At 64.8% G+C, this 13,445-nt stretch carries 14 protein-coding genes; 7 read left to right on the top strand and 7 right to left on the bottom strand.

Annotated features, from left to right (window positions below):
* Positions 1-3: 3 nt before the first annotated feature.
* From gudD to garD, 3 genes are all read left to right on the top strand, one after another.
* A complete protein-coding gene (gudD, locus tag I6F37_RS20860; RefSeq protein WP_109143165.1) occupies positions 4-1,362 on the top strand; it encodes a glucarate dehydratase in 1,359 nt (452 codons plus the stop codon).
* Positions 1,363-1,385: 23 nt separating this feature from the next.
* On the top strand, positions 1,386-2,834 hold the full coding sequence (locus I6F37_RS20855) for an aldehyde dehydrogenase family protein (RefSeq protein WP_036044516.1): 1,449 nt from the start codon (positions 1,386-1,388) through the stop codon (positions 2,832-2,834).
* Positions 2,835-2,946: 112 nt separating this feature from the next.
* Positions 2,947-4,488 (top strand): galactarate dehydratase, encoded by a 1,542-nt coding sequence (garD, locus tag I6F37_RS20850; protein ID WP_225148302.1) that lies wholly within the window; start codon positions 2,947-2,949, stop codon positions 4,486-4,488.
* A gap of 60 nt (positions 4,489-4,548) precedes the next feature.
* Here the strand turns inward: garD and I6F37_RS20845 are convergent, their stop codons facing one another.
* Together I6F37_RS20845 and I6F37_RS20840 are read right to left on the bottom strand one after the other, a co-directional pair.
* Positions 4,549-5,289 carry a hypothetical protein gene (locus I6F37_RS20845; RefSeq protein ID WP_225114191.1) on the bottom strand — a complete coding sequence of 247 codons (741 nt, stop codon included), beginning with the start codon at positions 5,287-5,289 and terminating at the stop codon, positions 4,549-4,551.
* Between the two features lie 3 nt (positions 5,290-5,292).
* Positions 5,293-6,180 (bottom strand): MipA/OmpV family protein, encoded by an 888-nt coding sequence (locus tag I6F37_RS20840; protein WP_225114190.1) that lies wholly within the window; start codon positions 6,178-6,180, stop codon positions 5,293-5,295.
* A 356-nt stretch (positions 6,181-6,536) separates the two neighbouring features.
* On the opposite strand from I6F37_RS20840, the gene I6F37_RS20835 reads away from it, so the two are divergent.
* The 3 genes from I6F37_RS20835 (at position 6,537) to I6F37_RS20825 (ending at position 9,040) form a co-directional block, all read left to right on the top strand.
* Positions 6,537-7,217, top strand: a complete 681-nt coding sequence (locus I6F37_RS20835; protein WP_036015597.1) for a response regulator transcription factor — start codon at positions 6,537-6,539, stop codon at positions 7,215-7,217.
* Entirely contained in the window at positions 7,214-8,578 is a 1,365-nt protein-coding gene (locus I6F37_RS20830) for a cell wall metabolism sensor histidine kinase WalK (RefSeq protein WP_225152501.1), read from the top strand. The genes I6F37_RS20835 and I6F37_RS20830 overlap by 4 nt, the downstream gene beginning before the upstream one ends.
* Positions 8,579-8,770: 192 nt before the next feature.
* A complete protein-coding gene (locus I6F37_RS20825) occupies positions 8,771-9,040 on the top strand; it encodes a hypothetical protein (protein ID WP_225152499.1) in 270 nt (89 codons plus the stop codon).
* A 57-nt stretch (positions 9,041-9,097) separates the two neighbouring features.
* On the opposite strand, the gene I6F37_RS20820 is transcribed toward I6F37_RS20825, so the two are convergent.
* The 3 genes from I6F37_RS20820 to I6F37_RS20810 all read right to left on the bottom strand — a co-directional run bounded on the left by I6F37_RS20820 (position 9,098) and on the right by I6F37_RS20810 (position 11,504).
* Positions 9,098-9,451, bottom strand: coding sequence for a hypothetical protein (locus tag I6F37_RS20820; RefSeq protein WP_225152498.1), 354 nt, complete (start codon positions 9,449-9,451; stop codon positions 9,098-9,100).
* 257 nt (positions 9,452-9,708) lie between these two features.
* Positions 9,709-10,302 (bottom strand): DUF2147 domain-containing protein, encoded by a 594-nt coding sequence (locus I6F37_RS20815; protein ID WP_036015584.1) that lies wholly within the window; start codon positions 10,300-10,302, stop codon positions 9,709-9,711.
* Between the two features lie 173 nt (positions 10,303-10,475).
* Positions 10,476-11,504 (bottom strand): NAD(P)/FAD-dependent oxidoreductase, encoded by a 1,029-nt coding sequence (locus I6F37_RS20810; RefSeq protein WP_109143158.1) that lies wholly within the window; start codon positions 11,502-11,504, stop codon positions 10,476-10,478.
* A gap of 182 nt (positions 11,505-11,686) precedes the next feature.
* On the opposite strand from I6F37_RS20810, the gene I6F37_RS20805 reads away from it, so the two are divergent.
* The gene (locus I6F37_RS20805; RefSeq protein WP_109143157.1) at positions 11,687-12,154 is read left to right on the top strand and encodes a thioesterase family protein; all 468 of its coding nucleotides are present in this window, start codon (positions 11,687-11,689) and stop codon (positions 12,152-12,154) included.
* 130 nt (positions 12,155-12,284) lie between these two features.
* On the opposite strand, the gene I6F37_RS20800 is transcribed toward I6F37_RS20805, so the two are convergent.
* A complete protein-coding gene (locus I6F37_RS20800; protein WP_008143731.1) occupies positions 12,285-12,605 on the bottom strand; it encodes a 2Fe-2S iron-sulfur cluster-binding protein in 321 nt (106 codons plus the stop codon).
* Positions 12,606-12,770: 165 nt separating this feature from the next.
* Entirely contained in the window at positions 12,771-13,145 is a 375-nt protein-coding gene (locus tag I6F37_RS20795) for an Hpt domain-containing protein (protein ID WP_109143156.1), read from the bottom strand.
* Between the last annotated feature and the right edge of the window lie 300 nt (positions 13,146-13,445).

The following is a 13,445-nucleotide window of genomic DNA, read 5'->3' as shown; positions in this document are numbered from 1 at the left end:
GCGATGGCCCAGACTGAGATTTCCGGCGCGTCAGTCGCCGGAGCACCTGTTATCACGGCGATGCAGGTGATCCCGGTCGCTGGCCGCGACAGCATGCTCCTCAACCTGAGCGGCGCGCATGCGCCGTTCTTCACCCGCAACATCGTCATCCTCACCGACAATGCCGGCCACACCGGCGTCGGCGAGGTGCCGGGCGGGCAGAAGATCTGGCAGACGCTCCAGGACGCGCGCGACCTCGTGATCGGAAAGACGGTCGGCGCGATGAACAACATCCTCGCCGATATCCGTACCGCCTTCGCCGACCGCGACGTCGGCGGACGCGGCAAGCAGACCTTTGATCTTCGCGTGATGATCCATGCGGTCACCGCGATCGAATCCGCGCTGCTCGACCTGCTCGGCCAGCATCTCGGACTGCCCGTCGCAGCACTGCTTGGCGAAGGCCAGCAGCGCACCAGCGTCGAGACGCTCGGCTATCTCTTCTTCGTTGGCGACCGCCGTAAGTCGAAGCTCGACTACGTCACTGGCGAGACCGCCAAGCCCGACTGGTTCAACCTCCGCCACCAGGAGGCGATGACGCCAGAGGCCGTGGTGCGGCTTGCGGAGGCGACCCACGACCATTACGGCTTCGCCGACTTCAAGCTCAAGGGCGGCGTGCTCCGCGGCGAGCAGGAGATCGAGGCGGTTACCGCAATCGCAAAACGCTTCCCCAGCGCGCGCGTCACGCTGGACCCCAACGGCGCCTGGTCGCTCGATGAGGCGATCAGCCTCTGCAAGGGCATGCATGGCATCCTCGCTTATGCCGAGGACCCCTGCGGCGCCGAGGCCGGCTTCTCCGGCCGCGAGATCATGGCCGAGTTCCGCCGCGCCACCGGCCTGCCGACCGCCACCAACATGATCGCCACGGACTGGCGGCAGCTCTCCCATGCGCTGCGGCTCGGGGCCGTGGACATCCCTTTGGCCGATCCCCATTTCTGGACCATGCAAGGCTCGGTGCGCGTGGCCCAGACCTGCCGTGACAACGGCCTGACCTGGGGCTCGCACTCCAACAACCATTTCGACATTTCGCTTGCCATGTTCACCCATGTCGGCGCCGCCGCCCCCGGCAAGGTCACCGCGATCGACACCCACTGGATCTGGCAGGACGGTCAAGCGCTGACGAAGGAGCCGCTCCAGATCAAGGGTGGCAAGATCGCCGTCCCGGACCGCCCGGGCCTCGGCATCGAGATCGACCGCCCCGCCATCGAGGCCGCGCACGAGCTCTACAAGAAGCATGGACTTGGGGGGCGGGATGACGCTATGGCCATGCAGGACTTGATCCCCGGCTGGACGTTTGACGACAAGCGTCCCTGCCTCGTGCGTTAGAAACGTTCCCCTGGAGGAAAAAGATGACAGCGATCCTGAAGAACTTCATCGGCGGCGAATGGGTCGACGGCTCCGGCGTCACCAGGAACATCAATCCCTCCAACACCAACGATCTCGTCGGCGAATACGCCAAGGCCGACAAGGCGCAGACCGAGAAGGCGATCGCCGCCGCGAAGGCCGCCTTCCCCGCCTGGGCGCAGTCGACCCCGCAGGCGCGCTACGACGCGCTCAACAAGATCTCGACTGAAATCCTCGCCCGTAAGGAAGAGCTCGGCCGCCTACTCGCGCGCGAGGAAGGCAAGACCCTCCCCGAAGGCATCGGCGAGGTCGCCCGCGCCGGCCAGATCTTCGCGTTCTTCGCCGGCGAAGCGCTGCGCCTGATCGGCGAGAAGGGCGCCTCGGTGCGTCCCGGCCTCGACGTCGAGCTCACCCGTGAGCCGGTCGGCGTCGTCGGCATGATCACGCCCTGGAATTTCCCGATCGCAATCCCCGCCTGGAAGATCGCGCCGGCGCTGTGCTACGGCAACACCGTGGTGTTCAAGCCGGCTGAGCTGGTGCCCGGCTCGGCGCATGCGCTGTCCGAGATCATCACCCGCTCCGGCATTCCCGCTGGCGTGTTCAACCTCGTCGTCGGCTCCGGCTCGGTGGTCGGCCAGACCCTGCTCGAGCATCCGGACGTCGCCGCGATCTCCTTCACCGGCTCGGTGCAGACGGGACGCAAGATCGCGCAGGCCTGCGTGCTCTCGAACCCCATGAAGAAGTTCCAGCTCGAGATGGGCGGCAAGAATCCACTGGTCGTGCTCGACGACGCCGACCTCAAGACTGCCGTCGAGGTCGCCGTCAACGGCGCTTATTTCTCGACCGGCCAGCGCTGCACCGCCTCGTCCCGCCTGATCGTCACCGAGGGCATCCACGACCGCTTCGTCGCCGCCATGGCCGAGCGCCTGAACAGCCTGTCGGTCGACGATGCGCTCAAGGCCGGCGTGCATATCGGCCCCGTGGTGGACCAGAACCAGCTCGACCAGGACCTCCGCTACATCAAGATCGGCCAGGACGAAGGCGCCAAGCTCGCCTTCGGCGGCGAGCTGCTAAAGCGCGAGAATCCCGGCCACTATCTCCAGCCGGCGCTGTTCACCGAAGCCAACAACAACATGCGCATCGCGCGTGAGGAGATTTTTGGCCCGGTCGCCGCCGTCATTCGTGCGAAGAATTACGAAGAGGCGCTCGCCATCTCCAACGACACCGAGTTCGGCCTCGCCTCCGGCATCTGCACCACCAGCCTGAAATACGCCTCGCACTATAAGCGCAATAGCGAGTCCGGCATGGTGATGGTCAATCTGCCGACCGCCGGCGTCGACTATCACGTGCCGTTCGGCGGCCGCAAGGGCTCGAGCTACGGCGCCCGTGAGCAGGGCTCCTACGCGCGCGAGTTCTACACCACGGTGAAGACGGCTTACACCAATCCGGGCTGAGATATCGTAGGGTGGGCAAAGCGAAGCGTGCCCACCACTTACGCTCGGTGTGAGGACGGTGGGCACGGCGCGTTGCGCCTTTGCCCACCCTACGACTTCTGAGGCAGCGCAGATGGACCAGGACGTCGCAGCGAAAGAGCAGCCCCGCTACATCAAGCTCAACGAGCGCGACAATGTCGCGATCGTGGTCAATGATTTCGGGCTCCCCGCCGGCGCGCGCTTTGCCAGCGGCCTGACGTTGCGCGCCTTCGTGCCGCAGGGACACAAGACCGCGCTGGTCGACATCGCGGAAGGCGAACCGATCGTCCGCTATGGCGAGATCATCGGCTACGCGCTGTCGCCGATCCTGGCCGGCGAATGGGTGGACGAGGCGCGCATCCGCATGCCGGAGGCCCCTGCCCTCGACAAGCTCGAAATCTCGACCGCCGTCCCCGCACCGCTGCCGCCGCTCGAAGGCTTCACCTTCGAGGGCTACCGCAATCCGGATGGTTCGGTCGGCACCAAGAACATCCTCGGCATCTCCTCCTCCGTGCAATGCGTCAAGGGCACGATGGAATATGCGGTGAAGCGCATCCGCGCCGAGCTGCTGCCGAAATATCCGAACGTGGATGACGTCGTGCCGCTGACGCACGCCTATGGCTGCGGCGTCGCCATCACCGCGCCCGACGCGGTGGTGCCGATCCGCACCCTGCAGAACCTCGCGCTCAACCCGAATTTCGGCGGCGAGATCCTCGTTGTCGGCCTCGGCTGCGAGAAGCTCGCGCCCGAACGCCTGGTGCCGGAAGGCGTCGGTGACGCCATCGTGCGAATGCAGGACGAGGCTTTCGACGGCTTCGGCGCCATCGTTGAGGCGATCATGATCCAGGCCGAGGCGCGGCTGAAGGTGCTCAACACGCGCAAGCGCGAGACCTGCCCGGCATCTGATCTTGTCATCGGGCTGCAATGCGGCGGCAGCGATGCCTTCTCTGGCGTCACTGCCAATCCCGCCGTCGGCTTCGCCGCGGACCTCCTGGTGCGCGCCGGCGCGACCGTGATGTTCTCGGAAGTGACTGAAGTGCGCGACGCGATCCAGCTGCTCACCCGCCGCGCCATCAACGAGGACGTCGGCCGCGCGCTGGTGCGCGAGATGGCCTGGTACGATTCCTATCTCGCCCGCGGCGGCGCCGACCGCAGCGCCAACACCACGCCCGGCAACAAGAAGGGCGGCCTTGCCAACATCGTGGAGAAATCGCTCGGCTCGATCGTCAAGTCCGGCTCGAGCGCGATCACCGGCGTGCTCTCGCCCGGCGAGAAGGCGACGCAGAAGGGCATGCTGTTCGCCGCGACGCCGGCCTCCGACTTCATCTGCGGCACGCTGCAGCTCGCCTCGGGCATGACGTTGCAAGTTTTCACCACCGGCCGTGGCACGCCCTATGGCCTTGCGGCAGCACCGGTGATCAAGGTCGCGACGCGCAGCGAGCTCGCGCGGCGCTGGAAAGACCTGATCGACTTCGACGCCGGCAAGATCGCAACCGGCGAGAAGACCATCGAGGAGACCGGCTGGGACCTGTTCCGCCTGATCCTCGACGTCGCCAGCGGCCGAACCAAACCCTGGTCGGACCGCTGGGGCATCCACAACGACCTCACGCTGTTCAATCCCGCGCCGGTGACCTAAAGCGTTTCCGAGCGAAGTGGGTCCCGGTTCGCGTCAAGAAAACGCGTCAAAACAGAACCGTCACTGTCCCTCGATCAAGTGCATGTCGCCCAGCGTGAGCGGCAGGCTTCGGACGATGAGGTTCGCGATCGCCGCACGCAGCCGTTCGCTCGAACCCGCGTCCTCGAACGTCGCTTCGATCGGTCCGCTCGGGCCGGCGATCCGTACCGTTCCAGTGTTGTCGAGCGGCGCGGCCGCCCTCTTCTCGATCACGTCGAACGACTTGCCCTCGATGATGCGAACCTCGTACAAGGCGTGGATCAGTCCGTAATCCGCAAGCAGCGTCCGATATTCGGCGAACCCGACGCCCTCGACGTTGCGGCCGTTTCCAAGCTTCGATCTCGCCCGGGTGATGACGATATATGCGTCCAGTCCCTGCGGCGTGACATCGCTGCGAACCAGCTCCTTGAACGGGTCGCTCCGCAGCAGATTGACCGGCGCGACCGCCGAATCCCTGATTGCGGCGAAGGCCGCGCGCCGGTAGCTCACCGGCTGCACATGAAACCGTCCGCTCAGCAGCTTCGTCGCCTGCTGGACGATCAGCTCGTCCAGCCCCCATGCGCCGATCGAGGCGGTCTGCGCGGCGTTGTCGAGCCCGGTCAGGCCGGCTCGCGTCAGGCTGATCTCCTCGCCGATCGCCGAGATGATGCCGACGGTCTTGATCGCCTGGAGCCGGCTGGCACGCGTCTCGAACGCCGCGGCAGCGCCGAGCGCGACGCTAGCGATCGCGCAAGCGAGAGTTAGGATGATCTTACCGCGCATGGTCTATCGGATCCTGAAATCGAATGAATAGGACGCACCGAGACCGACGGTGGTCTGGTTCGAGGATCCCCGCAGCTTCACCAGCGGGCTGTCCGCGACATCGCCGAGCAGCTTCTGGTACTCGACATAGGCGTGGACCTCCCACTGCGGGTTGATGCGGTAGGAGATCTGGCTGCCGAAACCGACCGAGTGCGCACCGCCTCTGGCATCGTATCTTGGAAGCCCCGATGCCAGCGCCTGCACGGCATCGACGCCGAAATACGGCGCAGTGGCATTGGTGCTCTTCCAGGTGAAGCGCGGGCCGGCCGAGATCGTCAGCCTTTGAATCAGCGGCACGATGACGTCGGCAGATACATCCGCGACGGTGCCGGTATGGCCGCCCATGCCCTGGCGCAACTCGCTGCGCAGGCGCAGCCAGTCGACCGGATAATACTCCACGAAGCCGCCGAGCTCATAGGCGGCGTCGACATTGCCAAGGCCGGTCAGCTCGGCATATTTGTCGGCCTTCCTTGAGGCGACGTATTTGAACGCGGGGCCGGCGCGAAAATGGCCGATGTCGAGCAGCGCGATGCTGGTGCTGTCGCGCGGTCCGCGAAACTGGTCGACTGATCCGGCGCGGCGGATGGAGAAGATCGGGACCGGAGCAAACCTTCCGTTGTTCGATCCGACGAACTCGGGCTTGTATTCGCCGCCGATGCCGACCATGACGGTCCAGTTGCCCGACGGCGAGGGCAGCATCGGCAGCTCCAATGGCGGCGCTGGCAGCGTGAAGGCGGTCTGCGCCGAGACTGATGGCGCAGTCGCCATGATCGCACCGAGTGCGGCGAGACAGGCGGTCGTCCGCCGCACAATCGCCGTGAGGCGGAGAGCGGCTTCTTCGAAATCATTCATTGCGGGGCCCCGGACCGGCCTTTGCAGGCCGAGTCGACTGTTGTGGTTAGGAGCCACAGCATCTGGTCCGGCAAAATTGCCCCAAGATTGCAAGGTGCGATCGGATGCTCCCCAGGGCCATGTCCGCCGCTGGCAGGCACGCCCGCCGGATCAACATTGCCCCCACATTGCACCGCCGCGATCACGCCCTCAAAAACGTGACGAGCCATACCCGCGAACTCACTCGGTCCTGCCTTTTATTCGCCAAGCTCGCCGCCTTTATGGGAACCCTCGCGCACGAGCCGAAGCGCCAGAATTCGGCCAGGGAGCGTCACGGTCAGGGTTTTGTTGCCCCAGCAGAGTCAAGGACGACCCGCGTGCGCTCCCTCGTGATCGAAGACGAACCACAGATCGGCGCCTATGTCAGCCGGCTGCTCGGGCAATTGCACGGCATCGTCGACCTCGTCGGCTCGATCGCCGATGCCCGCCAGGCACTGAACAATTTCAAGTATGATCTGGCGATCGTCGACCGGATGCTACCCGACGGAGATGCGCTCCAGGTGGTCACGGCGCTGAGCCAATCGGCGGAGCGGCCCGCAATCATCATGCTGACGTCCAAGGACGCCAAGGAGGATGTCGTCGAAGGGCTCAATGGCGGGGCCGACGATTATCTCGGCAAGCCGTTCGAGCCGCAGGAGCTGCTTGCGCGCGTGCGCGCGGTGCTGCGCCGGCCTCGGCTGCTGGCCCCATCGGTGCTGTCGCTCGGCAACGTCGAGTTGCACCTCGGCAGCAACGAGGCGGTAGTCGCCGACACCAGGATCCTGCTGCGCCGGCGCGAGGCGCTGATCCTGGGGGCGCTGCTGATGCGGCGCGACCGCGTCATCACCCGCGCCGCCCTGATCGAGGAGATCTACGGCTTCGACGACGAGATCGAGTCCAACACGCTCGAGGCGCAGGTCTCGCGCTTGCGCAAGAAACTGGCCGAACTCGGCGGCGACGTCGAGATCCGCAGCATGCGGGGCATCGGCTACATCCTGCGGCTGGCAACGCCGCGATGAAGTCAATCGCCCGAACCTTTGCGTTCTCGCTCGGTATCGCCGCCACCACGATCTTCCTGATCATGCTTGGCCTCTTCATATGGCGTTACCCGACGGAGGAGCGCGAGTTCAGGGCGTGCCAGGTCGTAGCGGCCGTTCTCGATCGCGCGACGGTGATCGAAGGGCAAAGACTGATAATACGCTCGACTCCTGCGCTCGAGGAATTGAAGCTGGACAGCCCAAACCTCTGGTACGTGGTGTCCGCGGGCGACCTGCTCAGCGAGTACGGCAGCGAACACCGGCCTCCCCTTCCCTTCGTGCTGCCCTACCACGGGCCCATCGGCTCGTCCGTTTTCAGCACGCTCGACCAGAAGAGCACCTTCTGTCTTTCCGCCGTACAACGGGGCCCGTTGCGGCTCGCGATGATGGTCGGCGAGCCTCAGGTTCGCTTTGGCCGGATTGCAAGGACTTTTCTCCTCCGCAGGGTCTTTTCGATCGCCTTGGTGGCGCTGGCCTTTGCCGCGACCGTCGCCATCGGTTCAGCGCTTGCCGCACGTTTCGTCTCTCGTAGCATCGAGCGGGTGGCGCGTCGCGCGCTCGCGATCGACCCCTCGGCGCCGCAAGGTTTGATATCGCTGTCCGAGGTCCCTCGCGAGTTGAAGCCGCTGGTCGAGGCGCTGAACCGCGCTTTCGGCGAGATCGACGCCTATATCAGGATGCAGCGCCGCTTCCTCGGCAATGCCGCCCATCAGCTTCGCACGCCGCTGACGCTGCTGCGCGCCAAGATCGAGGACGTGCCCGAGCCGGCCCTGAAGGCCGAGCTGGTGCGCGACGTCCGCCGGCTGACCTCGCTGGTCTCCGCGATGCTGGACCTGGCGCGATTGCAAAATCATGCGATCGAGAAGCGGCCGATCGATCTTGCCCAGATCACGCTGGACGTGCTGGCCGATTTCAGCCCGTCGGCGCTGGACGCCGGCATCGAGCTTGCGCTCGAGCACGAGGGAAGAGGTCCCTTCGTGGTGCAGGGCGTAGACGCTGCGATCCGAAGTGCACTTGCCAATCTCGTCGGCAAGGCGCTCATCCACGCCCATGGCGCGCGGCGCATCGTCGCCACGATCGGCTGCGATGGCGTGGCTATTCACGATGATGGCGCGGGCCTGCCCGACGGCGCCGAACACAGGCTGACCGAGCCGTTTCAGACCGGCAACGCCGCAGGTGCAGGCGCCGGTCTCGGCCTGTCGATCGTCCGCGAGATCATGGCGGCGCATGGCGGGGAGCTGGTCGTCGCTTCCGCGCCCGGCTACGGTACGACGATGCGCCTGCGCTTTGCCGCGGCCGCCGCGCCGGCGAGATCTGCGCAGTTCGATCTGCAAGAGCATTGAGCGGGCGCATCGGCGCTTTTCGCGAAACCGTCCGGAAACATTGGCGCGGAAAACGTCTTCCGCGTTTCGTCCCTTCGCATCACGCAATCAATATCTGCGCCGAAGACAACGGGAATGTTCGCGCACGGGCGAACCTGTTCTGCCATCGCGGCGACCAAACCTCCGATTGACATCTTCCACGGAGATTCTCCCATGCGTGTTCTCTCGATGATTGCCGTTGCCAGCGCCATGATTGCGAGCTCGGCCGCCGCGTTCGCCAGCGAACTTCCCTCCTATGAAGTGACGTCGTTTCCGATCACGACAACGCAAGTGCAGGTGCTCGGCGGCGCCGGCGTCCAGGAGCAGTCTGCTAGCCCCGCAATGATCGTCGCCGGCATGCCGGCCTCGCCCGTGCAGGTGTCCGTACTGTCGCCGCGGATCAAGCAGCTCGCGAGCGCGGGTTCGAACAACCAGGCGCGCTAAGCTTGGCGTTGTCGCTCCGGTTCGGCGCTCCGCGCCGGCCGGAATGGCCACGCGCCTCTACGTCATGCTGCCCGGCATGAAGCAGCGCACGCGCGGATGGCCGTCGATATAGTGCTTCCACACCATGGTGCGGCCGATCTTGTTCGGCACGGTGATCACGGCGCCGTCGGGCACCACGACCCACTCGTCGTCGATGCGCACGCGGTAGCGACCGCGATCGGACTCCCAATCGACGTCGGCGATGACGTAGCCGTCGGCATCCGAGCAGCATTGCCCGAACTCGCTACGCAGACTCTCGAACCAGGGTTTCAGGGGCGAGTTGGCGAAGCGGCCGTCGTCGCGCGCCAGCGCCGCATGCGTCAGAACCGCCAGCCCCAGCAGCACGGCGGCACACTGTCTTGCACGTTTCATGTGGTCTCCGCGGTCGAAGTGATCACCGCGGGGCAAACGCTGCCGTCCGCCTTCCGCATGGTGCGCGGCAGGCGTGGAGACGGCGACTCGCTCCCCCAGCAGCTTTGCCGACAGCTATGCAAATCCAGCGCCAGCGCGCATTCCGGGGAACTACTGGAGGGCGCCCGAGGCACGTTCGCCCTTCGGCGAAGGTGGCCGCACAGGCTGGAGACCCTGCGCTAGGGCCATTGAGACCGCGCAGCGCGCGGCTTGCGCCCTTACTGCTTTGCCGGCGCCATCATCGCGCCGCCCTTCTTCGCCGCGGGCGCCGGTTGCTTGGCGGCTGCAGCCTGCGCGGGCAAGTATTTTGCGACGATGGCCGGATCGACCTGCGCGATGTTGGCATCGGGCAGGCGCGTCCAGGTCTCGTCCTTGCCGAGCAGCGCGATGCCGAGATAGCCGCGCAACGTCAGGGTCTGACCGTCGGGGCTGACCCGCATGTTGGCCTTCCAGATCTGGCCGTCGCGCGGATTGAGCACGTTGCCGCCCTCGTACTTCAATCCTTCGCGCTTCATGTCGCGGACGAAGGAGATGCCGAGCACCCGAGCGTTCTTGCGATCGTCGGTGCACTTGGAGCAGACCTCATTCGGGTCGTCGGTTGGCCGCGGGAAGGTCTTGGCGATCACACCTTCGAAGACGCCGTTGCGATCGACGAAGAGGAACCATCCGACCGTCCTGCCGTCTTCGACCTTCTGCCAGAGGCCCGCCGCCGTGGGCTCGGCGGTCTGCGCCGCGCACGGCGTCACGATCGCGAGCGACAATGCGAGCGCCAGGAAGGAGGGCAGCCGAAAGCTGGAAACGAGAGTCCGCATTATGATCACCTTGCTGAGCCAATCACCTTTGCTGAGCCAAGACTTCGCAGAGCCAAACTGTGCTAAGCCAAAAACCTGGCCAAGCCTATGACCGGAATGGCCGCAGACTACGGCGATTTCACGAACGGTTCCAGCACCAGAAACATGGGGCATCGCCGCCCCGAACGCTTCCGTCAGTTGACACCGAGCTTCTTTTGCAGGCTGGAGGACGAGGTCGTGTACTGGAACACGAGCCGCTTCTCCGGATAGACATAACGATGGGCTTTTTGCGACATCAGCGCGCCCTCGTGGAAGCCGCACAGGATCAACTTGATCTTGCCGGGATAGGTGTTGATGTCGCCGATCGCGAAGATGCCCGGCACATTGGTCTCGAACGCGGACGTCTCCACCGGCACCAGATTGTTCTCCAGCGCGATGCCCCAATTCGCGACCGGGCCGAGCTTCATGGTCAGCCCGAAGAACGGCAGCATGGTGTCGCAAGCGATTTCGGTGACGCTGTTGTCGTTGCCCTTGACGGTCGCGCCGGTGAGCTTTCCGTCAGCGCCGGAGAGCGCGGTGACCTGGCCGAGCCGCAGATCCATCTTGCCGCCGGCAACCAGCGCGCGCATCTGCTCGACACTATGGGGCGCGGCGCGAAACTCGTCGCGCCGATGCAGCAGTGTGATGCGCTTCGCAATCGGATGCAGATTGAGCGTCCAGTCGAGCGCGGAATCGCCGCCGCCGACGATCAGCACGCTCTTGTCGCGGAACGTCTCCATCTTGCGCACGGCGTAATGCACCGAGGTGCCTTCATAGGCCTCGATACCCGGTACCGGCGGGCGCTTGGGCTGGAACGAGCCGCCGCCGGCCGCGATCACCACCACCTTGCATTCGAACACCTTGCCGGCATCCGTGGTGCAGCGAAACAAGGGATCGCCGATCTTCTCCACGGTCTCGACCATCTCGCCGAGATGGAAGGTCGGATGAAACGGCTTGATCTGCTCCATCAGCGCGTCGGTCAGCCCCTGCCCCGAAACCTGGGGAACGCCGGGAATGTCGTAAATCGGCTTTTCCGGATAGAGCTCGGCGCACTGGCCGCCGACCTTGTCGAGGATGTCGACGAAATGCGCCTTCATGTCGAGAAGGCCGAGTTCGAAGGCGGCGAACAGACCACACGGCCCGGCCCCAATAATCAGCACATCGGTTTTGATCACGTCGCTCATGTCGTCTCTTTATCGATCGTTATCGGTTGGACGGCGCCCGTTGGGCAGAGGTGACCCTGCCTGTCTAGCCAACGGGGATGGAACAGGAAAGGCATAAAAGCGGGATCGCCCCGCAGCCGCGCCCACTTGCCGGGGCAAAATAACTGGGCTGTAACGAGAATGGATATGACGGAGATCAATCGGTGAACGCGCCAGCCCGCCTCGACACGACCCCGCGCCTTGAGGACTTTCCGTTTCGCCTCAGCGACAACGTCCGGTTCGGCGACCTAGACCCGAACCAGCACGTCAACAACGCGGTCTATGCCACATATTTCGAGACCGGCCGTGTCACGCTGATGAAGCTTCCCGAATACGGGCTGACCCCGCCGGGGCTCGCCTGGATCATGGTGCGGCTCGACATGCATTTTCGCGCCGAGCTGCACTGGCCCGGCTCGATCGAGCTCGGCCTCGGCGTGGTCAAGCTCGGGCGAACGTCGGTGACATTCGAGCAGGTCGTGTTCTCGAACGGCACGTGCATTGCGTCGGCGATGTCGGTCGGCGTCCTGCTCGACGAGGCGACGCGCCGACCGGCGCCGCTGACCGCAGAGGTGATCGAGAAGCTCAGACCCTGGCACAAGCGCGGCATCGAGGTCGCGCCGCCGAGCATTTAGAGCATGATCCGGAAAAGTGTGTAGCGGTTTTCCGAAAAGATCATGCTCAAACAATAACCTAAAGCGCGATGACGATTCATCCTAATCGCATCGCGCTTTAGTCGACTTGGACAGTCTGCTTGGAGACGGATCAGGCCTGGCGCTCGGGCGTCGCCACGACGAGGCCGTCGAGCTCGTCGGAGACCTTGATCTGGCAAGACAGGCGCGAATTCGGGCGCACGTCGAAGCCGAAGTCGAGCATGTCCTCTTCCATCGGCGTCGGGCTGCCGACCTTCTCGCGCCAGGCTTCGTCGACATAGACATGGCAGGTTGCGCAGGCGCAGGCGCCGCCGCATTCGGCCTCGATGCCGGGAATGCTGTTGCGGATCGCAGCTTCCATCACGGTTGCGCCGTTCTCGATTTCCACCGTGCGGGTTTCGCCCTTGTGGTCGACAAAGTGAATCTTGGCCATGTGTGCTCGTGCTGCCGCGGTGCTTTGAATGAAGGAGGGTCCCGGCTGTCCTATAACGGGTCGGTCAGCCCGGCGCCATAGCGTTTTGAAGCCAAATGATTCCCGCTTTGCGGGAAGAAAACGCGTCAAAACAAGCGACTAGAGCCCAGCTCCGGCCGCCTCGGCTCAACGCTTCAGCATCGCCGCGATGGCAGCGCGGGCCTCGGCCACCGCCTCTTTCAGCGCGGCGAAGGCGTGGGGCCGGCCATGGCCGGTCCGGATCGCAGTCTCCAGGCTGGCAGCGGCATCGGCCACCGCGAAGGCGCCGATCCCGCGCGCCGAGCCCTTGAGCTTGTGCGCGAGAGCGCCGGTCTCGGCCGGCAATGCGGTCATCGCCGCGAGCAGACGGGCCGCCTGCTCCGCGAACATGGCCAGCACTTCCTGCTCCAGCTCAGCGTCGCCGAGCGTCATTCGAGAGAGGTGATCGAGGTCGAGCGGGCTGTCGATGGGCGCAAGCGGGGGCGAAGGCATCCAGTCCATCCCTTGCAGTTCAGGCGTCATGGCGCAGGCCCCGGCTTCGCGCGACGGCCGCCGGTCCGGCGGTCAGATTCCCCTCACCCAAGCATGGAAATGGTTAACGAAATGTTTGGGGGATTTGACGCAGATCCGCCGGTTTATTGACGAAAAGTTGCCGCAATTGGCCGAGTCTGGTTGAGAATTGCGTTGATTGCTAAGGCGTTACGGCGCGATCCTGTTAACGATGATTAAGAATGTCTTAATTGCGGGCATTTCATTCGCGACGCTCTGCCAATAGGATGTTGCAGAAATTGGCGGACAAGCCGTCCGGGTGGGGACGGCTCG

Origin of the sequence: Bradyrhizobium sp. NBAIM08 (assembly GCF_020193935.1) — a bacterium.
Taxonomy (GTDB): Bacteria; Pseudomonadota; Alphaproteobacteria; order Rhizobiales; family Xanthobacteraceae; genus Bradyrhizobium; species Bradyrhizobium yuanmingense.
The sequence above is the reverse complement of the archived record's forward strand: the minus strand, read 5'-3'. Positions and strand labels throughout refer to the sequence as shown.

Excerpts from the sequence above, each read along its gene's own strand:
- gudD (WP_109143165.1), top strand. The coding sequence starts at position 4 with ATGGCCCAGACTGAGATTTCCGGCGCGTCAGTCGCCGGAGCACCTGTT.
- I6F37_RS20855 (WP_036044516.1), top strand. The coding sequence starts at position 1,386 with ATGACAGCGATCCTGAAGAACTTCATCGGCGGCGAATGGGTCGACGGC.
- garD (WP_225148302.1), top strand. The coding sequence starts at position 2,947 with ATGGACCAGGACGTCGCAGCGAAAGAGCAGCCCCGCTACATCAAGCTC.
- I6F37_RS20845 (WP_225114191.1), bottom strand. The coding sequence starts at position 5,289 with ATGCGCGGTAAGATCATCCTAACTCTCGCTTGCGCGATCGCTAGCGTC.
- I6F37_RS20840 (WP_225114190.1), bottom strand. The coding sequence starts at position 6,180 with ATGAATGATTTCGAAGAAGCCGCTCTCCGCCTCACGGCGATTGTGCGG.
- I6F37_RS20830 (WP_225152501.1), top strand. The coding sequence starts at position 7,214 with ATGAAGTCAATCGCCCGAACCTTTGCGTTCTCGCTCGGTATCGCCGCC.
- I6F37_RS20825 (WP_225152499.1), top strand. The coding sequence starts at position 8,771 with ATGCGTGTTCTCTCGATGATTGCCGTTGCCAGCGCCATGATTGCGAGC.
- I6F37_RS20820 (WP_225152498.1), bottom strand. The coding sequence starts at position 9,451 with ATGAAACGTGCAAGACAGTGTGCCGCCGTGCTGCTGGGGCTGGCGGTT.
- I6F37_RS20815 (WP_036015584.1), bottom strand. The coding sequence starts at position 10,302 with ATGCGGACTCTCGTTTCCAGCTTTCGGCTGCCCTCCTTCCTGGCGCTC.
- I6F37_RS20810 (WP_109143158.1), bottom strand. The coding sequence starts at position 11,504 with ATGAGCGACGTGATCAAAACCGATGTGCTGATTATTGGGGCCGGGCCG.
- I6F37_RS20800 (WP_008143731.1), bottom strand. The coding sequence starts at position 12,605 with ATGGCCAAGATTCACTTTGTCGACCACAAGGGCGAAACCCGCACGGTG.
- I6F37_RS20795 (WP_109143156.1), bottom strand. The coding sequence starts at position 13,145 with ATGACGCCTGAACTGCAAGGGATGGACTGGATGCCTTCGCCCCCGCTT.